Genomic DNA, 24,686 nt, shown 5'->3' on the forward strand with positions numbered 1-24,686 from the left:
GCCTTGATATTTTTAAATGATGATAATAATCATGTATTACCGGTTTTGGGGTGTTCGTCCTTCTGCATCCGATGTCATCGCGACCCCCGCGAGACGGGCGGGACGGGGCGATCATGTTTCCGGGTACAGTTCCTCTCATCGGTGATCCTGGCCCGGCCCCCGGCTGGTCCAAATGTTCGCCAAGTCACCGCGCGGCATCGATTCCCGCACCACTTTGGGGACACGCCGAGCACGCTGCGCGGAAATGTCGGCGCGACGTGCCAACGTCGGACCACGACCCGACGAAAGGCCCGTGCGATGTCCACCATGTGGAGTTCACCCGAACGTCGCGGTGAGCACCGTGCCTCCCGCGCTCGCGGGCGGGTCCTCGAACAACGCTCCCGCCCCGGCGGCCGGCATCCGGGCGGGCCCCCCGAACGGCCCGGACGGTCGCGCGGCGGGCACGACGGGCACCGTGCGCATCGTGTACGCGGCGGGGCACGCGGCACCGGGCGCGCCGGCGCGTCCCTCCCGGGAGTTCACAGCGGCGGGGTCGCCCCCGTCCCGCACAGGCCGCCGACAGCGGCTTGATCGGTCCCCATGGCTCCTACACACACCCCAGTGGTCCCCATGCGATCAGTTTCGACCTACGCTTCCGATATGACCGTCGGTGACGCGCCGCCCGCTCCCGCCGCCTTCCGGCGTGCGGTGGCGAGCATGCGCCCCGCGGAGGTCAGACCCGAGATCGAGCTGGAGGACATCCCGGCACCGCAGCGCCTGGCCCCGTACTCGGCCGCGATCGGCGCCTCGGTCTATCGCGATGACGACGAGCTCGCGATCGGGCGCCTCATCGTGCTCTTCGACCCGGACGGCCAGCGCGGCTGGGAGGGCCAGTTCCGCCTCGTCGCCTACGTGCGGGCCGACATGGAGCCCGAGATCACCGAGGACCCGCTGCTCGGCCCCGTCGCGTGGAGCTGGCTCACCGAGTCGCTCGACGCTCACGACGCCGGCTACGCCGCCGCGGGAGGCACCGTCACCAAGGCGGTCTCCGAGGGCTTCGGCAACAAGGCCGAGGACCCGGTGACCACCGAGCTGGAGCTGCGCGCGTCCTGGTCCCCGCTGCAGGACGACCTCTCCGGCCACGTCGCCGCCTGGTGCGACCTCATGTGCCTCGCCGCGGGCATACCACCCCTGCCACCTGACGTGGCGGCACTGCCGTCGCGCCGTCGCGAGGATCCGGAGCCCTTCAGAACGTGACCGACGAGACGACCGTAGTTCCGCTGCTGGAGCCCCGCGAGGGGATCCCGCCCGTCATCGAGGACCAGGCGGCCCTCGCCCGCGTGGTGCGCGCCTTCGCCGAGGGCACCGGCCCCGTCGCCGTGGACGCCGAGCGCGCCTCCGGTTACCGCTACAGCGGCCGGGCGTACCTCGTCCAGCTGCGCCGGGCCGGCGCGGGCAGCGCCCTGATCGACCCCATCCACTGCCCCGACCTGTCGGAGCTCGACGCGGCACTGGCCGGCGCGGAGGTGGTGCTGCACGCGGCCTCCCAGGACCTGCCGTGCCTGGCCGAGGTGGGTTTCCGTCCTCGCGAGCTGTTCGACACCGAGCTGGCCGGGCGGTTGCTCGGCTACGAGCGGGTCGGGCTCGGCCTGATGGTGGAGAACGTCCTGGGCCTGCGGCTGGAGAAGGGCCACTCCGCCGCGGACTGGTCCACCCGCCCGCTGCCGGAGGACTGGCTGCGCTACGCCGCGCTCGACGTCGAGGTCCTGATCGAGCTGCGCGACGTGCTGTACGGGGAGCTGGAGTCCACCGGCAAGCTGGCCTGGGCGCGCGAGGAGTTCGCCGCGGTGCTGGCGCACCGGACCCCGGCCCCGCGCTCCGACCCGTGGCGGCGCACCTCCGGCATCCACCGGGTCCGCTCGCTGCGCGGCCTGGCGGTGGTCAGGGAGCTGTGGACGCTCCGCGACGAGCTGGCCCGCGAGTCGGACGTGGCCCCCGGCAGGGTGCTGCCGGACGCGGCGATCGTCACCGCCGCCCTGGAGCTGCCGCGCACCACCAAGGCGCTCACCGACATCGCCCCGTTCACCGGCCGCAGTGCCCGGCGGCACCTGCGCGACTGGCTGGCCGCCGTCTCCACCGCCCGCGCGCTGCCCGACGCGGAGCTTCCCCAGCCCAGCGCGCAGGGTGACGGGCCGCCCCCGGCCAACCGGTGGATGGACCGCGACCCGGTCGCCGCCCGCAGGCTCGCCGCCGCCAGGACCGTGGTCGCCGCCCTCGCCGACGAGCACCACATGCCCGCGGAGAACCTCATCCAGCCCGACGCGGTACGCCGCCTGACGTGGGAGCCCCCCGAGGTCGTCGACGACCAGGCCGTCGCCGCCCGGTTGCGCGAGCTGGGGGCCCGCGAGTGGCAGATCTCGCTGACCGCCCACCCGATCGCCAAGGCCCTGCTCCGCCTGGAGACCAAGGGACAGGCGTGAAAGGGGCGGGTGCGAGAGGGCGGGCGTGAAAGGGAAGGCCGTCAAAGGGGCGGGCCCGAGGGGTGTGCCTGAGAGGCCGCGCGGACCCGGGGGAGTCGCCCCGCCGCTCAGCTCGCCGTGAGCGCTCGCGGCAGGCGGTGTCCCGTCTCCGCGGCCTCCGTGCCCGGGGGCGCCGGGCTCGCGTAGGGAACGGCGCACCACACGGTGCGGCCCAGGCCCCGGCCGTGCTCGCGTGTCCCCCACCGCCCGCCCGAGATCCGGTCCACGATGAGCAGGCCGCGCCCGCGACCGGCTCCCGGGGGCCGGTCGCGGGGGATGTGCGGCACCCGGGTGGCGGAACCGGCGTCGGAGACCTCCACCTGGACGGAGTCGGCGCTGTCGGTGAGGGTGAGCCCGATCAGGTCGTCCACCGGCCCCCGGTCGGAGTGCTCGACGGCGTTGGCCAGCAGTTCGGAGACCACCTGGACGACGTCCGCCAGCAGGGAGTGGTCCGCGCCGAGGATCTCGCGTGCCTCCCGGCGCGCCTGCCGTACCGATTCATGAGTGTTGTCGAGAAATATCTCCGCGAGCCTTCTCGTCTCCATGATCGAAGCCCCCCACCCTGGATGTCATGAATCGCCGTCTCGGTGGCCCTCCCCGCCGGGAATCCCCACAGCGACGACTACCCTGAGCGTTCGTCGCGACACGCAGCGGAGGCATTTCCGCATGACTTCCGCGCGACTTCCGCGCGACTTCCGCGCGGTCTCCCCGGCGAACGGGAGGATCGCCCGCCGGGCGCGACGCGATCCAGGCCCTCGCCGGCCGCCGGTGAGGGCACATGGGAACGGCCGCCCCGCCCCCTGCCTCACGAGGGGACGGAACGGCCGGTCGCAGACCCGCGCGTCAGCGGGTCAGCAGGTCGCGAGCATGTTCTGCAGGGCGGTCTTCTCCGAGCTCTGCAGGGTCAGCTTCCAGTAGAACTTCACCTGGATCCACGCCCTGGCGTAGGTGCAGCGGAAGGTGCCCAGCGGCGGCTGCCACGTCGAGGGGTCCTGGTCGCCCTTGGCCTGGTTGACGTTGTCGGTGACCGCCCACAGCTCCGGCCCGCCCAGGTCGTTGGCGAAGGACTGCCGCTGCGCGGTGGTCCAGGCGTGGGCGCCGGAGCGCCAGGCCTCGGAGAGCGGCACCATGTGGTCGATGTCGACGTCGCTCGCGGCGGTCCAGGTGGCGCCGTCGAACGGGGAGTACCACCTGCCGGAGGTGGCCGCGCAGCTCGCGTTCACCACGACTCCCGTGCCGTCCCGCTTGAGCACGGTCTCGCGGGTGTTGCAGGCGCCGCTGACCGTGATCCAGTGGGGGAACAGGGACCGGTCGTAGGAGGACTGGTTGCTCTCCGGTGCGACGGTGAGCGTGGCCAGGCGGGTGGCGGCGGTGGCCGCCGAGGGGATGTTGGGCGGGGTCGCCCCCGCCGTCCCGGGAGTCAGGGAGAAGGCCAGGACGACGGTGATCAGGGCGGCCGAGACCGCGGTGACGACTCGTTTCACGAGTTGCCCCTTCTGTCGCTCCACCTCGGCCAGTCGGGGGGTCTGGGCAGGGCGAGAGGAGGACAGACGGAACGTCTCAAGTCATGACAAATGAGCAAATGTCATGGTTTGACGAGTAGTCAGGAGGCGATTGGTCGGATCCTGCCTCGCATTTCCCGGCGCGATGCCGTGATCTGCGGAGACCGCGATCTCTCGTGGTGGCGACCGGCGCCGCGCGGGCCCTTTTTCCTGAGAACGCGCCGTGAAAATCAGGTAAACGGGAAAATGTCGACGAAAATCCCTTCCGGTGAGCACCGGACGCCCCAGGGAGGCGGAGTCCGGGGTGTCCCGGGATATGGAACACCACGTCATGACGTGGATCGACGGTTAGGAACATCACACCCCGCTCCCCCCGCGGAACGCTTGCAGCGGCCCCGGCACTGCCGTACGGTGTTCCGGAAAGCGCTTTCCATAGGAGGTCCGGAGAAGATGTCCCCGCAAAGCATCGGCGTCGTGATGAACGGTGTCACCGGTCGCATGGGTTATCGGCAGCATCTGGTGCGATCGGTTCTGGCGATCAACGAGCAGGGCGGCGTGCCGCTGTCGGACGGCGGACGGGTCCTGCTCAGGCCGGTGCTGGTGGGCCGGAACGCGGAGAAACTCGAGCGGCTCTCCAAGGACCACGACATCGCCGAGTGGACCACCGACCTCGACGCCGCCCTCGCCGACGACTCCAACCTGATCTACTTCGACGCCCAGGTCACCCAGGCCCGGGTGAAGGCCGTGCTCGCGGCGATCGAGGCGGGCAAGCACGTCTACGCGGAGAAGCCGACCGCCGAGACCTCCGAGGACGCCCTGGCCCTGGCCGAGGCGGCCACCGCCAGGGGCGTGAAGAACGGCGTCGTGCAGGACAAGCTCTTCCTGCCCGGCCTGCTCAAGCTCAGGCGCCTGATCGACGGCGGCTTCTTCGGCCGCATCCTGTCGGTGCGCGGCGAGTTCGGCTACTGGGTGTTCGAGGGCGACTGGCAGTCCGCCCAGCGCCCCTCGTGGAACTACCGCGCCGCCGACGGCGGCGGGATCGTCCTGGACATGTTCCCGCACTGGGCGTACGTGCTGGAGAACCTGTTCGGCCGCATCACGTCGGTCTACGCCCAGGCCTCCACCCACATCCCGGAGCGGGTGGACGAGGACGGCGAGACCTACCGCGCCACCGCCGACGACGCCGCCTACGGGATCTTCGAGCTGGAGGGCGGCATCGTCGCGCAGATCAACTCCTCCTGGAGCGTCCGGGTGAACCGCGACGAGCTGGTGGAGTTCCAGGTGGACGGCACGCACGGCAGCGCCGTCGCGGGCCTGCGCGACTGCCGGATCCAGCACCGCGCCACGACCCCCAAGCCGGTCTGGAACCCCGACCTGCCGGTCACCGCCCGCTTCAGGGACGACTGGCAGGAGGTGCCCGACAACGCGGAGTTCGACAACGGCTTCAAGATCCAGTGGGAGCGGTTCGTGCGCCACGTGGTCGAGGACGCGCCCTTCCCCTACGACTTCGCCTCGGGCGCGCGCGGCGTCCGCCTCGCCGAGCTCGGCCTGCGCTCCTCGGCCGAGGGACGCCGCCTGACGGTGGAGCCCTGATGAGGATCGCCCTCCCCGGCGGGGAGCACGTCCTGCGCGAGCCGGTGACCTGGGCCAGGCCCGCCGGTCCGGCCGTCTCCCGCGTCGTCTACGCCGCCGCGCACGTGGTCGCCGACCCGCTCGGCGACAACACCCCCGGCTCCCCGGCCGCCGTCGACTGGGACGCCACCCTGCGCTTCCGCCACCACCTGTGGTCGCACGGCCTGCGGGTGGCCGACGCCATGGACACCGCGCAGCGCAACATGGGCCTGGACTGGCCCGCCACCCGCGAGCTGATCCGGCGCAGCGCCGTCGAGGCGAAGGCGTTCGCCGATCTCGGTGACCCGGCGACGCTGGTCGCCTGCGGCGCCGGCACCGACCAGGCCCCGCACGCCAGGACCCTGGAGGAGATCACCGCCGCCTACACCGAGCAGATCGAGACCGTCAGGGAGGCGGGCGCCGGGGTCATCGTCATGGCGAGCCGGCAGCTGGCCGCGGTGGCCCGGGACGCCGACGACTACCACCGGGTCTACGGCGAGCTGCTCTCCCGGGCCGACCGGCCGGTGATCCTGCACTGGCTGGGCGAGATGTTCGACCCGAACCTGGCGGGCTACTGGGGTTCGAAGGACGTGGCCGAGGCCACCGCGTCGTTCCTCGCGCTGATCGGCGAGCACGCCGGCAAGGTGGACGGGGTCAAGGTCTCGCTGCTGGACGCCGAGCACGAGATCGCGCTGCGCGCGGCGCTCCCCGAGGGCGTCAGGCTCTACACCGGCGACGACTTCAACTACCCCTCGCTGATCAGGTCCGGCAGTCACGCGCTGCTGGGCGTCTTCGACGCGATCGCCCCGGCCGCGGCGGCGGCCCTGGAGGCGCTCGACGCCGGTGACCTGGGCCGCTACGACGAGATCATGGAGCCCACGGTCCCGCTCTCGCGGAAGATCTTCGAGACCCCCACGTACAACTACAAGACCGGCATCGTCTTCCTGGCGTGGCTGAACGGCCACCAGGACGCCTTCTGCATGGTCAACGGGGCCCAGGCCGCCCGCTCGCTGTCCCACCTGGCCGAGGTGTTCCGCCTGGCCGACCGGGCCGGCCTGCTGGCCGATCCGGAGATGGCGGTCGCCCGGATGCGCTCCCTGCTGGCGGTGAACGGCCTGTGAGGACCTCCGCGGCACCCGCCGTACCTGAGACGCCCACCCCGGCGCCCGGAGCGGGAGCGTGGCGATGAGCCGTTTCTCGATCAACCAGTGGACCACGAAGCGGTGGTCGGTGGCCGAGGTGATCGACGGGTGCGCGCGGCACGGCGTCGAGGCCGTCGGCCTGTGGCGGCAGGACGTGGCCGCGCAGGGGCTGGCCAGAAGCGTCAAGCTCGTCGCGGACGCGGGCCTGCGGGTGTCGTCGCTGTGCCGGGGCGGTTTCCTGACCACCGGCTCCCCCGAGGCCCTGGACGACAACCGCAGGGCGATCGACGAGGCCGCGGAGCTGGGTGCCGCCTGCCTGGTCATGGTGGTCGGCGGCCTGCCCGGCGTGGTGCCGGGCGAGCCGCTGGGCACGATCTCCCGCGACCTGCCCGCCGCCCGCGAGCGGGTCGCCGAGGCGCTGGCCGAGCTGGCGCCGTACGCGGGCGAGCGGGGGGTGCGGCTGGCCCTGGAGCCGCTGCACCCGATGTACTGCGCCGACCGGGCCGTGCTGTCCACCCTCGGCCAGGCCCTCGACCTGGCCGGGCGGCACCCGGCCGAGCAGGTGGGCGTGGTCGTCGACACCTTCCACGTCTGGTGGGACCCGCAGGTCCTCGGCCAGATCGCCAGGGCCGCGGGCCGGATCGCGAGCTACCAGGTGTGCGACTTCCTGTCGCCGCTCCCGGCCGACGCGCTGCTCGGCCGGGGGGTCATGGGCGACGGGGTGATCGACTTCGCCCCGCTGACCGCGGCGGTGACCGCGGCGGGCTACACCGGGGACGTCGAAGTGGAGATCTTCAACGCCGACGTGTGGGCCGCCGACCCCGACGAGGTCCTGGCCAGGGTGAGGACCGCCTTCGACGAGCTCATCGGCCTCTGACAGGGTCTTTTCCGCCGCCGTCCCCCGCGCGGGGCCGGCGGCGGTCCCAGGGGCGGACGCGCGCGGGGACCGTTCCAGGGAGGGGGGAAAACGGGTTCGCGGGGCCCGGATCGGGGCTTCACGTTGGAGTGACGAGGCCGGTACTCGTACGGTAGGGGTATGACGACCGCAGAGAGCGAAGCCAGCCCCGCCGTACAGCGGCCGCCGGAACACGTACTGGCCGTGTTGGAGGCCATCATGGAGTGGGAGGCGGCCAATCCCGACTCGGCCCCCTCAGGACAGGGAGAGGCGATCCTCTGGGCCCTGGGCAAGCGTGAGCAGGCGCCGATCAGTGGACGGCCCAGCTCCGGCCCGCCCAGCCTCGCCGAGGCCCGCGCTGAGATCGACGCCGCCGAGCGGGTGCCCCGTGAGGGCCGGGTCGTTCCGGCCGACGGGGTCATCAGCACCCTGAACTGGCTGATCGGCGCCAAGGACGGCCTGCCGATCCCCGGCCGCCGTTCCTCGGAGGGGCACGGGCACCTGGTCGGCGGGCGCGGGGTCATCCTGCGCACCGAGGCCGAGATCAGCCGGATCGCCGAACTGGCCAGGACGGGCATGCCCGGCGCGGCGGGCGAGTGGGAGAAGGAGTGGTGCTCGGGGACCGTCGCCGTGTGCGAGTGGGTCCTGGGCACGCGCCGCAAGTCCCCGGTCCGCAACACGCCCCGTCCCATCCACGGGCCGACCGGGCTCAACCTCGGCATGGAGGAGACCGCGGCCGAGGACGTGTCCCGGCAGCTCGGCCGGGGACGCCAGCACTCCCCCGGCTACGGCGACGGGGTCATCCGGACGATCCGCTGGCTGCGCGGGCAGATCACCGTCCCGCCGGTCAACGAGCAGGGAAACCCGATCGCCGGCATGCGCTGACCGCCTTCCACCCCCCGACGGCACGACCGGCCCGGACCATCCCGCCAGGGAGCCGGGCCGATCACCGTGACCCCGGAGCGGCGGAACGGCCCGGTGAGCCCGGCCCGGTGGGCGCCGCACGGTGAGTTCTGCCCGGTGAGCCCTGCCCGGTGGGCGCCGCACGGTGAGCCCTGCCCGGTGAACCCGGCGCCTCACCCCGGTGCGGGGTCCTCAGCCCAGGCCGCGGGTGCTCTCGCGGAGGATGACCTCGCCGGCCACGGTCTCCGCCCGGCCGTCCCCCGCGGTGTCCATGGCCAGCTCGACCGCGCGGGCGCCCATGCCGGGCAGCGGCAGCCGCACGGTGGACAGCGCCGGGACCAGGTCCCGCAGGGTGAAGATGTCGTCGAAACCGGCCACCGAGACGTCCTCGGGCACGCGCACGCCGCGGTCCCTGAACGAGGCCAGCGCGCCCACCGCCATCACGTCGGTGACCGCGAAGACGCAGGTGACCCCGGTCACCTGGGTGGCGGCGGCGTAACCGCCCTCCCGGTCGAAGGAGCCGTACAGCACGACGGGCTCGGGCAGGCCGAGCTCCCTCAGCGCGCCGACGAAGCCGGCCACCCTGTCGCGGGGCGCGAGCAGCCAGTCGGGTCCGGCCAGGACGGCGAAGGTGCGGTGCCCCAGCCCGGCCAGGGCCCTGGCCAGCGCGGCGGCACCCGCGCGGTTGTCCGGCACCACCGTGTCGGTGCCGAGCAGGTCCTGTCCCACGCAGGCCACCCGCCCGCCGGTCTCCCGGTAGCGGTCGAGCTCCTCGCGGAGCCTGCGGGTCGGCTCGGGGTCGGCGACCCGGGAGCCGACGAGCAGCACCGCGCGGACCCGCTGGGCGTTCAGCGTCGAGACGTAGGCGATCTCCCGGGCCGGGTCGCGGTGCGTGGTGCCGATCATGACCATGAGCCCCTGGCCCTCGGCGACCCGCATGGCCCCGTCGGCGATGGCGGCGAAGTAGGGGTCGATGAGGTCGTGCACGACCAGGCCGATCACGTTGCTGGCCCCCCGGGCGAGGGTCTGCGCGGCCACGTTGGTGCGGTAGCCGAGCTGGGAGGCGGACAGCTCCACCTTGGCCCGCAGGGACGCACCCACCTGACGGGTGCTGCCGTTGAGCACCCGCGACGCCGTGGCGAGCGAAACGCCCGCGTGCCGGGCGACATCCTCAAGCGTGACCACCGACGACCTCCAGGAAAGCGTTTTCCAAGTCTGCCAGAGCTGCAGCCGTCTCGCATCCCGGACATGCCGGTGAGACGGCGCCCGAGGAGCGGCGCGCATCCTCGGGGACAACCTACCCATCGGGCCCGGGCCTGGCCGCGCCGAGCGTTGTTACTGACCAGTAGCATGTGGGGGAACCCATCCAGCAACGAGGAGCGAACCCCGTGCCTTCGTCTCGTGACGTCGTGTTCGTCGACGGTGTGCGCACGCCCTTCGGCAGGTCGGGCCCCAAGGGCCTGTACGCCGACACGCGCGCCGACGACCTGGTGATCCGTGTCATCCGCGAGCTGATCCGGCGTAACCCTGATCTGCCCCCCGAGCGCGTCGACGAGGTCGCCATCGCGGCCACCACGCAGATCGGCGACCAGGGCCTGACCCTGGGCCGTTCGGCCGCGATCCTGGCCGGGCTGCCCAAGAGCGTGCCCGGCTACTCGATCGACCGCATGTGCGCCGGCGCGATGACCGCGGTGACGTCGGTCGCCGGGGGCATCGCCTTCGGCGCCTACGACGTCGCCATCGCCGGCGGCGTCGAGCACATGGGACGCCACCCCATGGGCGAGGGCGTCGACCCCAACCCCCGATTCCTGGCCGAGCGCCTGGTGGACACCTCCGCGCTCGTCATGGGCATGACCGCCGAGAACCTGCACGACCGCTACCCCTCCATCACCAGGGAACGCGCGGACGCCTTCGCGCTCGCCTCACAGGAGAAGGTCGCCAAGGCCTACGCCGACGGCAGGATCCAGCGGGACCTGGTCCCGATGGCGGTCAGGTCCGCCGAGAGGGGCTGGGGCCTGGCCACGGCCGACGAGGCCCCCCGCCCCGGCACCACGCTGGAGGGCCTGGCCGGCCTGAAGACCCCGTTCCGCTCGCACGGCCGGGTCACGGCGGGCAACGCCTCCGGCATCAACGACGGCGCCACCGGCTGCATCGTGGCCGCCGCCGACGTCGCGGCCGAGCTCGGCCTGACCGCGAAGATGCGCCTGGTCTCGTACGCCTTCGCCGGCGTGGACCCCGAGGTCATGGGCGTCGGGCCGATCCCCTCCACCGAGCGGGCCCTGCGGCTGGCCGGCCTGTCGGTCTCCGACCTCGGATTGTTCGAGATCAACGAGGCGTTCGCCGTGCAGGTGCTGGCGTTCCTGGAGCACTTCGGCATCGCCGACGACGACCCCCGCGTGAACCCCTGCGGCGGCGCCATCGCCTTCGGCCACCCGCTGGCCTCCTCGGGCGTGCGCCTGATGACGCAGCTCGCCCGCGAGTTCGGCGAGCGCCCCGACGTCCGCTACGGCGTGACCACGATGTGCGTCGGCCTCGGCATGGGCGGAACGGTCATCTGGGAGAACCTCGGCTGGGAGGGCGAGAAGTGAGCGACATCAGGGACCTGTTCACCGACGAGGTCGTCACCCGCGCGACCGTCCGCGACGTGGAGCTGCCGCACGGCGCCGGCACCATGGCGCTGATCACGCTGGACAACGGCTTCGACCACACCAAACCCTCCACGTTCGGCCCTGCCGGGCTGGCCTCGCTGGGCGAGGCGCTGGACGCGGTCGCCGGGCGCGGCGACCTCGCGGCCGTGGGCGTCGTCGGCAAGCCGTTCGTCTTCGCCGTCGGCGCCGACCTCAAGGGCGCCGCGCTGATCTCCGAGCGGGAGCAGGCGCTGGCGATCGGCCGCCTGGGCCACGAGGTGTTCCGCCGCCTCGGCGAGCTGGACGTGCCCTCGTTCGCGTTCGTCAACGGCGCGGCCATGGGCGGCGGCCTGGAGGTCGCGCTGCACTGCACGTACCGGACGATCTCCTCGGGGGTGCCCGCCGTGGCGCTGCCCGAGTGCTTCCTCGGCCTGATCCCCGGCTGGGGCGGCACCTGGCTGCTGCCCCGCCTGACCGGCCCGGCCACCGCCGTCAGGCTCATCGTGGAGAACCCGCTCGCGCAGAACCGCACGGTCAAGGGCGCGGAGGCGTTCTCGCTCGGCCTGGCCGACGCGATGTTCGAGCCCGCCGACTTCCTGGAGGAGTCGCTGCGCTGGGCCGCCCGGGTGCTGCGGGGCGAGGAGACGGTCTCCCGGGCCGACCACACCGGGGCCGACTGGTCGCGGACGGTCGCCGACGCCCGCTTCCTGCTCGACGCCCGGCTGCACGGCGCCTCCCCGGCCCCGTACCGGGCGCTGGAGCTCGTCGAGGCGGCCCGCACCGCCTCCCGCGACGAGGGCTTCGCCGCCGAGGACCGCGCGCTGGCCGACCTCCTGATGGGCGACGAGCTGCGCGCGGGCCTGTACTCCTTCGACCTGGTGCAGCGGCGGGCCAAGAAGCCCGCCGGAGCCCCGGACGCGGCCCTGGCCCGCCCGGCGACCAAGGTCGGCGTCGTCGGCGCGGGCCTGATGGCCTCGCAGATGGCGCTGCTGTTCGCCCGGCGCCTGCAGGTGCCGGTCGTGCTCACCGACCTGGACCGCGAGCGCCTGGACCGGGGCGTCGGCCACGTCCACGCCGAGATCGGCAGACTGCTCGTCAGGGGCCGCGTCTCCGCCGACGAGGCCAACCGGCTCAGGGCCCTGGTGACCGGCTCGCTGACCAAGGACGCGTTCGCCGACGCCGACTTCGTCATCGAGGCGGTGTTCGAGGACATGAAGGTCAAGAAGCAGGTCTTCGCCGAGGTGGAGCGGGTCGTCTCCGACGAGTGCGTGCTGGCCACCAACACCTCCTCGCTCTCGCTCACCGAGATGGCGTCCGGGCTGCGGCGTCCCGAGCGGGTCGTGGGCTTCCACTTCTTCAACCCGGTCGCGGTGATGCCGCTGCTGGAGATCGTCCGGGGCGCCGGGACCGGCGACGCGGCGCTCGCCACCGCCTTCGCCGTCGGCCGCTCGCTGAGGAAGTCGTCCGTGCTGGTCAAGGACGCTCCCGCGTTCGTGGTCAACCGGCTGCTGACCCGCTTCATGGGCGAGGTCATCGGCGCCGTCGACGAGGGCACCCCGCTGGAGGTCGCCGACCACGCGCTGGACGGGCTCGGCCTGCCGATGACCCCGTTCGCGCTGCTGCAGCTCGTCGGCCCCGCCGTGGCGCTGCACGTCGCCGAGACCATGCACGAGGCCTTCCCCGGCCGCTACGGGGTGTCGGAGAACCTCGCCCGGCTGGTCGCCTCGGGCAGACCCGGCGTGTACGCGCCGGACTTCTCACTGGACCCCGAGGCGGTGGCGCTCTTCTCGGGCGGCACCTCCCCCTCGACCGCCGGGGAGGTCCGGCTGCGGGCGCTGCGGGCCCTGGCCGAGGAGATCCGCCTGATGCTCGACGAGGGCGTGGTCTCGGCCGCGCAGGACATCGACCTGTGCATGATCCTGGGCGCGGGCTGGCCGTTCCACCTGGGCGGCGTCACCCCCTACCTGGACCGGGAGGGCATCGCCGAACCCCGCTTCCTGCCCGCGGGCGTGGCCTCGGTCCCCGCCGGGCGGTGACCTGACCGGACGGTCCGGGACGGGGGCGGCTCGCCCCCGTCCCGTCGTCCGGGCTCCTAGCGGTTCACGTGATGCTCGGAGAGCCTGCTGTGCCGGTAGCCGTACCCGAAGTAGATGACGATCCCGATGAGCATCCACGCCAGGAACCTGAGCCAGGTCTCCACCGGCAGGTTGAGCATCAGGTACAGGCAGGCGAGCACCGACAGGATCGGCACCAGCGGCACCAGCGGGGTACGGAAGGACCTCGGCAGGTCCGGGCGGGTGCGGCGCAGGATGACCACCGCGATCGACACCACCACGAACGCGAAGAGCGTGCCGATGTTGACCAGCTCGGCGATCGTGGACAGCGGCACCAGCCCGGCCAGCGCGGCCACCACGACGCCCATCAGGATGGTGATGAGGTACGGCGTGCGGTACTTCGGGTGGACCTTGCCCAGCCCGCTGGGGAGCAGGTTGTCGCGGCACATGGCGAACATCACCCGCGACATGCCCAGCATGAGGATCATCACGACCGTCGTCAGGCCCGCCAGCGCGCCGACGCTGATCACCGAGGCCGCCCAGGTCTGGCCGACCGCCTTGAACGCGTCCGCCAGCGGCGCCGCCTCGCTCAGCTGGTCGTAGCGCTGCATGCCGACCACGACCAGGGAGACCGCGACGTAGAGCACGGTGCACACGGCGAGCGAGGACAGGATGCCGACGGGCAGGTCCCGCTGCGGGTTGCGCGTCTCCTCGGCCGCGGTGGCGACGACGTCGAAGCCGATGTAGGCGAAGAACACGATCGCCGCGGCGCCGAAGATGCCCATCACCCCGAACGCGACCGGGGTGATCCCGAAGAGCACCTGGATGAGCGGGGCGGAGAGCCCCTCCACCGCCGGGGTCTCCTTGGACGGCGGGATGAACGGCGCGTAGTTGGCGGCCTTGACGAAGAACAGTCCCGCCACGATGACCAGCATCACCACGGTGACCTTGATCGCGACGATGATCAGGTTGAACCGGGAGGACAGCTTGATTCCCATGACCAGGATGGCGGTGAGGACCAGCACGATCAGGGAGGCGGGCAGGTTGAACACCGCCCCCTCCCCCGCGATGACCGTCGGCAGGGTGACCCCGACCGAGTCCAGCAGCGAGGTGAGATAGCCCGACCAGCCGACCGCGACGACCGCGGCGCCGAGCATCATCTCCAGCATCAGGTCCCAGCCGATGATCCAGGCGGGGAACTCGCCGAGGGTGGCGAAGGCGAACGTGTAGGCGGAACCGGCCGCGGGGACGGTGGAGGCGAACTCGGCGTAGCAGAGCGCCGCCAGCGCGCAGACGATCCCGGCGATCACGAACGACAGGGCCACCGAGGGCCCGGCCATCTCCCTGGCGACCCGGCCGGTGAGCACGAAGATGCCGGTCCCCACGATGACGCCGACACCGAAGACGGTGAGGTCGAGCGCGCTGAGATCCCTGCTCAGCCGATGTTCGGGCGCTTCGGTGTCCGAGATCGACTGTTCCACCGACTTGACGCGCAAGACGCTCATGGACCCTCCTCGATCGGCGGTGATGATCCCCCGACGCATCAGGTCATGCCCAGCGGATCACCGGCCGAACGGCGGGCACCGGGTTCTTTGGGAAAAATCCGGCACCGTTCCGGCGCGGCGACGGTCCGCGCCCCGGCGGTGCCTTCCAGGGGACGCGGGCCGTGCCGCCGGAGCCGGCGAGCCGTACGGCCGGAGCCGGCGAGCCGGGCTCACAGGGCCGGGCCGCCGGGCTCGGTGAGCCGGGCCGCCGAGTTCGGCGGGCCGGGCCGCCGGGGTCAGCGGGCCGGGTCGTTCTCCAGGACCGGGGAGCGCTTGGCGACCGCCTCGGTGATCTGGCGGGCGATGTCCTGGGAGGTCAGGCCGATCTCGCCGAGGATCTTCGGCCGCTTGGCGTGGTCGAGGAAGCGCTGCGGGATCCCGTACGTGCGGACCGGGACGTCCACGTCGGCGTCGCGCAGCAGGCGGGCGACCGCGTCGCCGACCCCGCCCACCCGCCCGCTGTCCTCGACCACCACGACCAGCTTGTGCAGGCGGGCCGAGGCCACCAGGGCCTCGTCGAGCGGCTTGACCCAGCGCGGGTCGACCACCGTGGCGGAGATGCCCTGGGCGTCGAGCAGGTCGGCGGCCCCCAGGCAGATCTCGGCCATCGGGCCCACGGACACGAGCAGCACGTCGGGGTCGCCCGCGCGCAGCACGTCCATGCCGCCGAGCCGGCCGACCGCCTCGATCTCGGCCGTCACGGCCCCCTTGGGGTAGCGCAGCACGGTCGGGCCGTCGTCGACCTTCACGGCCTCGGCGAGCAGCTCCCGCAGGCGCGGCTCGTCCCGGGGGACCGCGATCGACAGGCCGGGGACGACCTGCAGGATCGACAGGTCCCACATGCCGTTGTGGCTGGCGCCGTCGTCGCCGGTGACGCCCGCGCGGTCCAGCACGACCGTGACGGGCAGCCGGTGCAGGGCGACGTCCATCAGGAGCTGGTCGAAGGCCCGGTTGAGGAAGGTGGAGTAGAGGGCCACCACCGGGTGCAGGCCGCCCAGTGCCAGTCCGGCGGCGCTGGTCAGCGCGTGCTGCTCGGCGATGCCGACGTCGTAGAGGCGGTCGGGGTAGGCCCGGGAGAAGGGGATCAGGCCGGTCGGGCCGAGCATCGCGGCGGTGATCGCGACGATGTCCTGGCGTTCGGCGCCCAGGCGGACCATCTCCTGGCCGAAGACGTTGGTCCAGCCGTGCGGCTTGGGCTTCTCCTCGCCGGTCAGCGGGTCGAAGACGCCGGGCGAGTGGAAGCAGTCCTCGTCGTGGTTCTCCGCCGGGGAGTAGCCGAAGCCCTTCTTGGTGAGCACGTGCACGATGACCGGGCGGCGGAAGCCGCGGGCCCTGCGCAGCGCGGCCTCGACGGCCTGCTCGTCGTGGCCGTCGACCAGCCCGATGTACTTCAGGCCGAGGTCCTCGAACATGACCTGCGGGGCCAGGACGTCCTTGATGCCCTTCTTGACGCCGTGCAGGGCGTCGTAGACCGGGGCACCGACCAGCGGGACCCGGTGCAGGCCGTCCTTGACGAACTCGAGCACGTCCTCGTAGCGCTGGTCGGTGCGCAGTGAGGCCAGGTGGGAGGCGAGGCCGCCGATGGTCGGCGAGTAGGAGCGGCCGTTGTCGTTGACGACGATGATCAGCGGCAGGTCCTTGCGCCCGGCGATGTTGTTGAGCGCCTCCCAGGCCATGCCGCCGGTGAGGGCGCCGTCGCCGATGACCGCGACGACCGTGCGGTCGGCCTCGCCGCGCAGCCGGTAGGCCTTGGCCAGGCCGTCGGCGTAGGAGAGGGCGGTGGAGGCGTGCGAGTTCTCGATGATGTCGTGCTCGGACTCGGCCTGGCTCGGATACCCCGACAGGCCGCCCTCCTGGCGGAGGGTGTCGAAGCGCGCGGCCCGGCCGGTGAGCATCTTGTGGACGTAGGCCTGGTGCCCGGTGTCCCACAGGACGCGGTCGTGCGGCGAGTCGAAGACGCGGTGCAGCGCGATCGTCAGCTCCACCACGCCCAGGTTCGGTCCGAGGTGCCCGCCGATGCGGGCCGTGGAGGCGATCAGCAGATCCCTGATCTCCGCGGCGAGCCCTGGCAGCTCGTCCGGTGCCAGCAGTTTCAGGTCCCGCGGTCCCTTGACCGACTCCAGAAGACTTCCAGGCCGCCCGGTCCGCTCGCTCACGGAATCATCTCCTCTGTCTGGCCAACGTCACGACGAGTCTAGTTCGGATGCGGGACGCCGCCCCCAAGAGCCGAGACTCTGCACGTTTTATCCACACTTGCAATAACCTTTGCCCCACCATGAAAACTCTCCCCTTTAGGCAACTATCGTCACTCGTTGCCGCCTCGTTGCTGTTTGCCCTGGTAACAGGCCTGGACGCGGCCAACGCGTCCGCCCCCACGGCCGCCCCCGCCGCCGACTCGCCGGTACCGGTCACCGCCACGCCCGCCGCGGGCGCCCCGGCCACCGGCACGCAGGCTCCCCCGCGCGGGCGCGCCGCCGCCACGTCCAACCCCCTCTACCGCACCAGCGCGCTGCCGAGCGTCAACTGCCGTGCCGGTGGGATCCGCGCGGGGAGCGCGGCCTCCTACCGCATCTACGTGACCAAGGTCGTCCGCTGCCTCAACCTGGGCTGGAAGACCCAGTTCAGGAAGACCAACATGGCCTTCTCCCAGCCCAGGCTCCGCTTCTCCACGGTGAAGGTGAACACCCCCTGCGGCCGGTGGCCCACCAGCGCGGGCGGCATGTACTGCTCCAGCAACCGCACCATCTACATCGGCATCAGCCGGGCGGTGCTGAGGAACGCCCACCCGGCCACCCACGCCCAGTTCATCGCCCACGAGTACGGCCACCACGTGCAGCAGCTCTCGGGCATCCTGACCTACTACGCCAACAGCGTCTGGCGTGCCAGGCCCGCCGCCAAGCTGGCCTACTCCCGCCGCCTCGAGCTGCAGGCCGACTGCCTGGGCTCGGCCTTCGTGCGCCAGATCTCCGACACCCTGCCGGTCGACCAGGCGCAGTGGGACGCCATGGTCTCCTGGGTCGCCGAGAACGGGCACAAGAACTGGCCCAAGAACGACCACGGCAAGGGCCGCAGCCAGGCGTACTGGATGGAACGCGGCTTCAACGCGGGCTCCCCGTCCGGCTGCAACACCTGGACGGCCCCCACCGGCCGCCTCGCCTGATCACCTCGCCCGACCAGCACGGCGGGCCCTTCGCGGACCGCGTTCCACCGATCCGTCCATCGATCCGATCCACCCGTTCCACCTGATCCACCCGGCCACCCGTCGCCGTCCCACAGCCGCGCGACGGGTGGTCTTTCTCGTACACCCGGTATGAGGAATCTCATACCGGCCGCCGCCGCGGGATGAGAATCCTCCTCCCGTACGCGGCATGACGCGCTTCCCGACCCCGGTCACGAATGGCGATCATCTCGTGACGGTGAGTAGTGTGACGGCGTCGGCCGGGCGCGACGGGACGCGAGCGTCTCTCACGCCATGGAACGGCCGCCGCCGGCCCCCCGCCGGTCGAGACAGGGAGAAGGGCACGAGTGAGCACGACAGAGATGCGCCTGCGGGTGCTGGAGACCGACGTCCTCGCGCTCCGCGCGCAGGGCGACGAGAGCAGGGCGCTCGTCTCGGGCATGTTCGAGGTCCTGCGCGACCTGAGCACGGTCACCTCGAAACTGAACACCGAGGTGGCCGCCCTCAGCGCAGGGATGAACGAGTTCCGCACCGAGATGAACAAGTTCCGCACCGAGATGAACGAGCTGCGGTCCGACATGAACGACCTGCGGTCCGATGTGAACGACCTGCGGACTGACATGAACGACCTGCGGACCGACGTGAACGGTCTACGGACCGACGTGAACGACCTGCGGACCGACGTGAACGGTCTACGGACCGACGTGAGCGAGCTTCGCGCGGAGGTGGGGCAGCTACGGGTCGGCCAGGACCAGCTTCGGGTCGAGATGGCCGGGCTGCGGACCGGTCACGCCGAAATGCGCGAGGATCTCTCCGTCGTCAAGCGCTCCGTCGGCAACCTCGAGCTCTCGACGAAGCGCATCGAGGGTGACGTCGCCGAGCTGAAGTCCGGCCACCTGGAGTTGCGCAACGTGGTCGCCGGTCTCGTCAGATAGGCACCCGTGACGCTGTCGGCACCCCCGGCCCCAGGTGTCGGCAGACGAACGCATCCGGCGACCGGTCGTGCCCCCGGCCGCCGAGTGAGCGCCGCGCATCGCAACATCCCGCGCGGGCCGTGCGGTCAGGAGCCGGTTCTGGCGAGGACCTCCAGGGGGTCGGCCAGGACCTGGGAGAAGGCCAGTTCGGCGGCGCCCACGAGGGTGGCGTCATCGCCGAGGGCCGAGGTGCGCAGGCGCAGGTGCTCGCGGGACGGCGGCAGGGCGTCGACGGCGAGACGGCTGCGGACCTGGGCGGCGGAGCCCAGGTAGATCTCCCGGAGCATGCCCCCGAACACGATCATCTCCGGGTTGAAGAGGTTGACGAGGTTGGCGACGCCCAGCCCGAGCCAGCCGCCGACCCTGCTCAGGGCGGCCTGCGCGACGACGTCCCCGCGGTCGGCGGCGTCGACCACGGCGCGGACGGCGTCGGCCCCGACCCGGGGTCCGAAGCGCCCGGCGGCCTCCAGCAGGGCGCGCTCCCCCACCTCCGCCTCCAGGCAGCCCAGCGACCCGCACGAGCACAGGCGTCCCCGGACGGGGTTGACGATCATGTGACCGACCTCGCCGCCGAAGCCCAGGTGGCCGCCGAGCAGCTGACCGTTGACGATCACGCCGCCGCCGATGCCGACGTCCCCGTGCAGGTAGACCAGGTCGCGGCAGCCGACACCGACCCCCCGGGTCTGCTCGGCCAGGGCGGCCAGGTTGGCGTCGTTGCCGACGGCGACCGGCAGGCCGAAGGCCAGCCGCCGGGTCATCTCGTCGGCGAACGGCACGTCCTCCACGGTGACCATGTTGGGCCCGAACCTGATGATCCCGTCGCTGCGGCCCACTCCCCCGGGGAACGCCGCCGCGACCCCCACGCAGACCGTGTCGGGCCTGGTCCTGCGGTGCATCTGCCGGGCGAAGGCGGCGAGCGGGCCGACGATCTCCTCCAGGGAGAAGGGCCCGCGCCGCCGTACCGTCTCGCGCCGGTCGAGGATGGTGCCGCCCAGGCCGACGCGGGCGGCGACCATCCGGTCGACGCCCACGTCGAAGGCGAACACGTAGACCCGCGCCGACTCCGGGCGGACCACCAGGGACGGGCGCCCGGCCCGGCCCGTCTCCCGGGGAAGCTCCTCCCTGACCAGCCCGGCGGCGGTCAGGTCGGCGGTGAGGGCCATGATGGTGCTGCGGTTGAGCCCCATCCGGTTGGTGAGCTCCGCGCGGGAGGTGGGCCCGCTCAGGTGCACGTGACGCAGGAGGGCCCCGAGGTTGTGACGCCTGATCTCCTCTTGGGAGGGACCTGCCCGCATGGCCTTGGCTTCCTTCGGCGGATCGGAGTCGATGATCACCTTAGCCCGGTGGCGGCCGCTCGCTTGCGGGACAGGGCGTCCACCATGGCGGCCAGCAGCAGGACCGATCCGGTCACCATGTACTTCACGCCGGAGCTGTAGCCCATCAGGCCCATGCCGTTCTCGATGACCGCGACCACCGCGCCGCCGAGGATGGCGTCCAGCACCCGGCCCTTGCCGCCGAACAGGCTGGTGCCGCCGATGACGGCGGCGCCGACCGCGTAGAGCAGCACGTTGCTGCCGCCGGTGTTGGGGTCGACGGAGCTGGCGCGGGAGGCGGCGATGATGCCGCCGACGGCGGCCATGGAGGAACAGATCACGAACGCGCTGATCTTCATCCGGTCGACGTTGATGCCCGCCCGGCGCGCGGCCTCGGCGTTGCCGCCGACCGCGTACAGGTGACGTCCGTACGCCGTGCGCCGGAGCAGGAACGTCAGGATCAGCAGCAGCACCACGATGATGGGCACCACGAGCGGCACGCCGGCCAGGGAGACCAGCGCGGCGTTGCGGCTCCGCTCGATGTTGAGGAAGTACACGGCGAGCCCGCCGAGCAGCGCGAGGGCGCCCACCCTGACCGCGATCAGCGAGATCGGGTCGGAGGCCAGGCCCCGGGAGGCGCGCTTGCGGGAGCGGGTCAGCTGCAGGCCGGCGTAGGCGGCGACGCCGACGGCCAGCAGGATCCAGCCCAGCGTCGGGGGCAGGTTCTTGTTGGAGATCGACAGGATCGTCTCGTCGCGGATGGCGATGATGGTGCCGCCCTTGACGAGCAGCAGCACGAGTCCCTGGAAGGCCAGGAAGGCCGCGAGCGTCACCACGAAGGACGGGATGCCGAGTTTCGCGACGACGGACCCGATCGTGGTGCCGATCACCACGCCGGCGAGGACGGCCGCGCCGACCGCGACGTACCAGGGCAGGCCCTGGCTGCTGAGCATGATCGCGAGGATCGCGGCGCAGACGCCGCTGGCGAAGCCCGCCGACAGGTCGATCTCGCCGAGGAGCAGGACGAAGACCAGGCCCATGGCGATCACGGTGACCGCGGCGCCCTGGGTGAGCAGGTTGGCGAAGTTGCCCGAGGACAGGAAGGCGGGGCGCAGGATCGCGAAGACCGTGCAGAGCACCACGAGGCCGAACACCGCCGGCAACGCGCCCATGTCCCCGCCGCGGACCCGCTCGACGTAGCCGCGGGCGTTCGCCGTGATGGAGGGGTTCTCCTGCACGGTCTTCGGGGTGATCGTGGCGGTCATACGGTGACTCCGTTGGTGAGGCCGAGGTCCCCGCTGCGGCCGGAGGTGATGAGTTCGACGACCTGCGCGTGGGTGACGTCCGAGGTCTTGACCTGGGCCGCCATCCGGCCGAGGTAGAGGGTGGCGATGCGGTCCGAGACGGCGAACACGTCGTTCATGTTGTGCGAGATCAGCACGACGGCCAGGCCCTGGTCGGCGAGGCGGCGGACCAGTTCCAGCACCTGCGCCGTCTGGGCGACGCCCAGCGCCGCGGTCGGCTCGTCGAGGATGACGACCTTGCTGTTCCACAGGACGGCCTTGGCGATGGCCACGGTCTGGCGCTGGCCGCCGGACAGGCTGGCGACGAGCTGCCGGATGGACTTGACGGTCCTGACCGAGAGGCTCTCCAGGGTCCTGGCCGCCATCTCCTCCATGGTGTCCTCGTCCAGGACGATGCCGCGCTTGTGCTCGCGGCCGAGGAACATGTTCTGGACGATGTCGAGGTTGTCGCAGAGCGCGAGGTCCTGGTAGACGATCTCGATGCCCAGGTCGGCCGCGTCGCGCGGGCTGCCGATCTGGACGGGCTTGCCGTCGAAGAAGTACTCGCCGGAGTCGATGGAGTGGATGCCGCCGACGCACTTGACGAGGGTGGACTTGCCCGCGCCGTTGTCGCCGACCAGCGCGGTCACCTCTCCGGGATAGGCGGAGAGGGAGACGTCGTGCAGGACCTGTACGGGACCGAAACTCTTGTCGATCCCGCGAAGTTCCAGTGCGGGGGTCATGGGGTTGTGCTCCCTGTGTTCATTTCGCGCGGTGGGGCTCGCGCGGTTGGGGCGCCTGCAGGCGGTGTCCTGCCCTGCCGTACGGGAGACGCTCATCTGCCGCGTACCCCGGTGTCACAGTGCGGATGCGCCACACGATCGGGCGTGGGGGCGCGGCCGGCCGCCGTGGCCGGCCGCGCCCTCCCGCGTGTTACTCGATTCCGGCCTCGGTGCACTTCTTGGCGAAGTCACCGGTGCACAGCTCCTCCTTGGTCACGAAGCCGTCGGCGACGACGTCCTTGACGCTGTCGAAGAAGATCGGCTGGGGGTCGAGCAGGACGGCGGGCACGTCGGCGTTGCTCTCGGTGTCCTTGACCGTGCCGGAGGCAGCGGGCTTCTCGCCCTTGGCCAGGCCGATGGCGAGCTCGGCGGCCGCGTCGGCCTCCTTCTTGATCGCCTTGTAGACCGTCATGCACTGGTCGCCGGCGAGGATGTTCTGCAGGCCCTGCACGGTGGCGTCCTGGCCGGTGACCGGGACCTTGCCGTTCAGGTTGTTCTTCTTGAGCACGGTGATGGCGGCGTTGCCGAGACCGTCGTTGGCGGCCAGGACTCCGGCGATCTTCGGCTGCTCGGTGAGCATCTGCTCGAAGATGGTGCCGGCCTGGGCGTTGTCCCAGTCCGGGACCGACTGGTCCGGGCCCTTGACGTAGTCGCCCGCGTCGTACTTGGCCTTGAGCACGCCGTCGTAGCCGTTCTTGAACAGCGTGGCGTTGTTGTCGGTCGGCGAGCCGTTGAGCTCGGCGACGATCGGCTTCTCGGCCTTCTTGTCGGTCAGGCACTTCACCAGGCCCTCACCCTGCAGGGTGCCGACCTTGGTGTTGTCGAAGCTGACGTAGTAGGAGGCGCCGCCGTTCAGGGTGAGGCGGTCGTAGTCGATGGTCGCCACGCCCTGGGCCTTGGCCTTGTCGAGGACGGCCTTGCCGGTACCGCTGTCCAGGTTGACGATCATCAGGACCGTGGCGCCGTTGGTGATCATCTGGTCGGCGATGGTCTGGAACTGCGTCTTGTCGCCCTGGGCGTTCTGGATGTCGTAGGCGACACCCGCGGTCTTGAACGCCTCCTCCAGGTACTTGCGGTCAGCGGTCTCCCAGCGGGCGGAGGACTTGCTGTCGGGGAGGATGACACCGACCTTGCCGGCGGCGGCGGCCGAGCTCTCCGCGGAGGGAGCGCTGCTCGGGGCGGCGGTGGTGGGCTCTTCGCTCCCGCAGGCGGCGAGACCGAGGGTCATCACCGCGGCGGCGGTGGTCATGCTGAGGATCCCCTTGCGCATGGTGCACGGGTCCTTTCTTCGAAAGTGGGGGGTACGGAGGTGCGGCATGCCGAATTCGCGGGTACGGGTCCGCCGGATCTCGGCTCACCGTTCCGTTGAATGTTGTTTGCGGCAACGTATTCCGCCGTTGGCCAGAGCGCCAGACCCTCCAGAGGTAAAGTTTGTTGTGGCCGGTAACAATCCAGAAACGCCAGCTTAACGACCGTGGGCAAGGGGCCGGAGACCGGCGAGCCGCCGGAGCGTCAGGTCGATCGCCTCCCGACCGGCGGGGAGCAGCGGCAGCCGCACGTCCGGTGTGGGGATGCGGCCCTGGGCGTGCAGGACACCCTTGATCACGGTGGGGTTGGGTCCGGCGAACGCGGCGGCCGACAGGGCGGACAGCCGGTGCCCGAGCTCCCGGGCCCGCGGGAGGTCCCCGCCGGCCCAGGCGCCGGCCAGCTCGGCGTACCGCCCGGTGGCCAGGTGGGCGGAGGCCACGATGCCGCCGGTGGCGCCGAGCGCGAGGAGCGGTGACACGAACGTGTCGTCACCGGCCAGGACGGCGAAGTCCGGCGGAGGGTCGGCGAGCAGTTCCACCGCGTGCGGGTCGATGCCGCCGACCGCGTACTTGATCCCGGCGACCCCGGGCAGCCGGCCCAGGGCGCGCAGGCAGTCCGCGTCGAGGTCCTGCCCGGTGCGGAGCGGGACGTGGTAGACGATCAGCGGCACGGGGCAGGCGGCCGCCAGGTGGGTGAAGTGCGCCAGCACGCCGGGCTGCGCCGGCCGGGTGAAGTACGGCACCGGGACCAGCGCGGCCGTCACGGCCGGCCACGCCGCGAGCCGCGCGAGGTCGGCCGCGCTCCTGCGGGTGTCGTTGCCGCCCGCGCCGACGATCAGGGTCGCCCCGCGCTCGCGGCAGACGCGGGCGCACACGTCGACGACCGCGTGCCGCTCGGTCTCGTCGAGGGTGGCGGTCTCGGCGGTCGTCCCCAGCGCGACGATCCCGGCGGCCCCCTCGTCCAGGACGTCGCGGGCGAGTCGTTCCAGGGCGTCCGTCGCGATCCGGCCGCCGGTGTCCAACGGCGTGATCAGCGGCACGTGGATCCCGCGGAAGGCGGTGTTCGAGGTCAT

Annotated in this window: 21 protein-coding genes; 10 read left to right on the forward strand and 11 right to left on the reverse strand. The window is 71.8% G+C overall.

Translation table 11 applies throughout. The annotated features are described in order from the left end of the window. Window positions 1-315: 315 nt before the first annotated feature. A complete protein-coding gene (locus ACLQ2R_RS33035; RefSeq protein ID WP_425965287.1) occupies window positions 316-453 on the reverse strand; it encodes a hypothetical protein in 138 nt (45 codons plus the stop codon). 186 nt (window positions 454-639) lie between these two features. On the opposite strand from ACLQ2R_RS33035, the gene ACLQ2R_RS33040 reads away from it, so the two are divergent. Then, window positions 640-1,236: a DUF3000 domain-containing protein gene (locus ACLQ2R_RS33040; protein ID WP_425965289.1), complete on the forward strand. Its 597-nt coding sequence runs from the start codon at window positions 640-642 to the stop codon at window positions 1,234-1,236. Beyond that, window positions 1,233-2,459 carry an HRDC domain-containing protein gene (locus ACLQ2R_RS33045; RefSeq protein WP_425965291.1) on the forward strand — a complete coding sequence of 409 codons (1,227 nt, stop codon included), beginning with the start codon at window positions 1,233-1,235 and terminating at the stop codon, window positions 2,457-2,459. The genes ACLQ2R_RS33040 and ACLQ2R_RS33045 overlap by 4 nt, the downstream gene beginning before the upstream one ends. A 107-nt stretch (window positions 2,460-2,566) precedes the next feature. Here the strand turns inward: ACLQ2R_RS33045 and ACLQ2R_RS33050 are convergent, their stop codons facing one another. Continuing rightward, on the reverse strand, window positions 2,567-3,043 hold the full coding sequence (locus ACLQ2R_RS33050) for an ATP-binding protein (protein ID WP_425965293.1): 477 nt from the start codon (window positions 3,041-3,043) through the stop codon (window positions 2,567-2,569). Window positions 3,044-3,349: 306 nt separating this feature from the next. Continuing rightward, window positions 3,350-3,982 (reverse strand): HNH endonuclease family protein, encoded by a 633-nt coding sequence (locus tag ACLQ2R_RS33055; RefSeq protein ID WP_386244913.1) that lies wholly within the window; start codon window positions 3,980-3,982, stop codon window positions 3,350-3,352. A 468-nt stretch (window positions 3,983-4,450) separates the two neighbouring features. Between ACLQ2R_RS33055 and ACLQ2R_RS33060 the strand changes: the two genes are divergently transcribed. From ACLQ2R_RS33060 to ACLQ2R_RS33075, 4 genes are all read left to right on the forward strand, one after another. Then, window positions 4,451-5,593: a Gfo/Idh/MocA family protein gene (locus ACLQ2R_RS33060; protein ID WP_425965295.1), complete on the forward strand. Its 1,143-nt coding sequence runs from the start codon at window positions 4,451-4,453 to the stop codon at window positions 5,591-5,593. Beyond that, a complete protein-coding gene (locus ACLQ2R_RS33065) occupies window positions 5,593-6,732 on the forward strand; it encodes a dihydrodipicolinate synthase family protein (protein ID WP_425965297.1) in 1,140 nt (379 codons plus the stop codon). The genes ACLQ2R_RS33060 and ACLQ2R_RS33065 overlap by 1 nt, the downstream gene beginning before the upstream one ends. A 64-nt stretch (window positions 6,733-6,796) precedes the next feature. Beyond that, entirely contained in the window at window positions 6,797-7,630 is an 834-nt protein-coding gene (locus tag ACLQ2R_RS33070) for a sugar phosphate isomerase/epimerase family protein (RefSeq protein ID WP_425965299.1), read from the forward strand. A 159-nt stretch (window positions 7,631-7,789) separates the two neighbouring features. After that, on the forward strand, window positions 7,790-8,533 hold the full coding sequence (locus ACLQ2R_RS33075; protein ID WP_425965301.1) for a hypothetical protein: 744 nt from the start codon (window positions 7,790-7,792) through the stop codon (window positions 8,531-8,533). Window positions 8,534-8,743: 210 nt separating this feature from the next. Here ACLQ2R_RS33075 and ACLQ2R_RS33080 read toward each other — a convergent pair whose 3' ends face one another. Beyond that, window positions 8,744-9,736, reverse strand: a complete 993-nt coding sequence (locus ACLQ2R_RS33080; protein WP_425965303.1) for a LacI family DNA-binding transcriptional regulator — start codon at window positions 9,734-9,736, stop codon at window positions 8,744-8,746. A 203-nt stretch (window positions 9,737-9,939) separates the two neighbouring features. Here ACLQ2R_RS33080 and ACLQ2R_RS33085 point away from each other — a divergent pair, with 203 nt between their 5' ends. Beyond that, window positions 9,940-11,139, forward strand: coding sequence for a thiolase family protein (locus tag ACLQ2R_RS33085; protein WP_425965305.1), 1,200 nt, complete (start codon window positions 9,940-9,942; stop codon window positions 11,137-11,139). After that, complete coding sequence (locus tag ACLQ2R_RS33090) at window positions 11,136-13,214, forward strand: 3-hydroxyacyl-CoA dehydrogenase NAD-binding domain-containing protein (RefSeq protein WP_425965307.1); 2,079 nt, start codon at window positions 11,136-11,138, stop codon at window positions 13,212-13,214. The genes ACLQ2R_RS33085 and ACLQ2R_RS33090 overlap by 4 nt, the downstream gene beginning before the upstream one ends. Window positions 13,215-13,270: 56 nt before the next feature. Here the strand turns inward: ACLQ2R_RS33090 and ACLQ2R_RS33095 are convergent, their stop codons facing one another. Both ACLQ2R_RS33095 and dxs read right to left on the reverse strand, forming a co-directional pair. Beyond that, window positions 13,271-14,737 (reverse strand): amino acid permease, encoded by a 1,467-nt coding sequence (locus ACLQ2R_RS33095; protein WP_425965309.1) that lies wholly within the window; start codon window positions 14,735-14,737, stop codon window positions 13,271-13,273. Between the two features lie 275 nt (window positions 14,738-15,012). After that, complete coding sequence (gene dxs / locus ACLQ2R_RS33100; RefSeq protein WP_425965310.1) at window positions 15,013-16,932, reverse strand: 1-deoxy-D-xylulose-5-phosphate synthase; 1,920 nt, start codon at window positions 16,930-16,932, stop codon at window positions 15,013-15,015. 167 nt (window positions 16,933-17,099) lie between these two features. Here dxs and ACLQ2R_RS33105 point away from each other — a divergent pair, with 167 nt between their 5' ends. Together ACLQ2R_RS33105 and ACLQ2R_RS33110 are read left to right on the forward strand one after the other, a co-directional pair. Next, window positions 17,100-17,936: a neutral zinc metallopeptidase gene (locus ACLQ2R_RS33105; protein ID WP_425965311.1), complete on the forward strand. Its 837-nt coding sequence runs from the start codon at window positions 17,100-17,102 to the stop codon at window positions 17,934-17,936. A gap of 365 nt (window positions 17,937-18,301) precedes the next feature. After that, window positions 18,302-18,889, forward strand: a complete 588-nt coding sequence (locus ACLQ2R_RS33110; RefSeq protein ID WP_425965313.1) for a hypothetical protein — start codon at window positions 18,302-18,304, stop codon at window positions 18,887-18,889. Between the two features lie 125 nt (window positions 18,890-19,014). Here the strand turns inward: ACLQ2R_RS33110 and ACLQ2R_RS33115 are convergent, their stop codons facing one another. The 5 genes from ACLQ2R_RS33115 to ACLQ2R_RS33135 all read right to left on the reverse strand — a co-directional run bounded on the left by ACLQ2R_RS33115 (window position 19,015) and on the right by ACLQ2R_RS33135 (window position 24,686). Beyond that, window positions 19,015-20,223, reverse strand: coding sequence for an ROK family transcriptional regulator (locus ACLQ2R_RS33115; RefSeq protein ID WP_425965315.1), 1,209 nt, complete (start codon window positions 20,221-20,223; stop codon window positions 19,015-19,017). 35 nt (window positions 20,224-20,258) lie between these two features. After that, window positions 20,259-21,506 (reverse strand): sugar ABC transporter permease, encoded by a 1,248-nt coding sequence (locus tag ACLQ2R_RS33120; protein WP_425965316.1) that lies wholly within the window; start codon window positions 21,504-21,506, stop codon window positions 20,259-20,261. Further along, on the reverse strand, window positions 21,503-22,267 hold the full coding sequence (locus tag ACLQ2R_RS33125; RefSeq protein ID WP_399195294.1) for an ATP-binding cassette domain-containing protein: 765 nt from the start codon (window positions 22,265-22,267) through the stop codon (window positions 21,503-21,505). The genes ACLQ2R_RS33120 and ACLQ2R_RS33125 overlap by 4 nt, the downstream gene beginning before the upstream one ends. Window positions 22,268-22,457: 190 nt before the next feature. Next, window positions 22,458-23,576 carry a sugar ABC transporter substrate-binding protein gene (locus ACLQ2R_RS33130; protein WP_425965318.1) on the reverse strand — a complete coding sequence of 373 codons (1,119 nt, stop codon included), beginning with the start codon at window positions 23,574-23,576 and terminating at the stop codon, window positions 22,458-22,460. 195 nt (window positions 23,577-23,771) lie between these two features. Continuing rightward, complete coding sequence (locus tag ACLQ2R_RS33135; protein ID WP_425965322.1) at window positions 23,772-24,686, reverse strand: dihydrodipicolinate synthase family protein; 915 nt, start codon at window positions 24,684-24,686, stop codon at window positions 23,772-23,774.

Source organism: Streptosporangium sp. DT93 (assembly GCF_049844535.1).
GTDB lineage: Bacteria > Actinomycetota > Actinomycetes > Streptosporangiales > Streptosporangiaceae > Streptosporangium.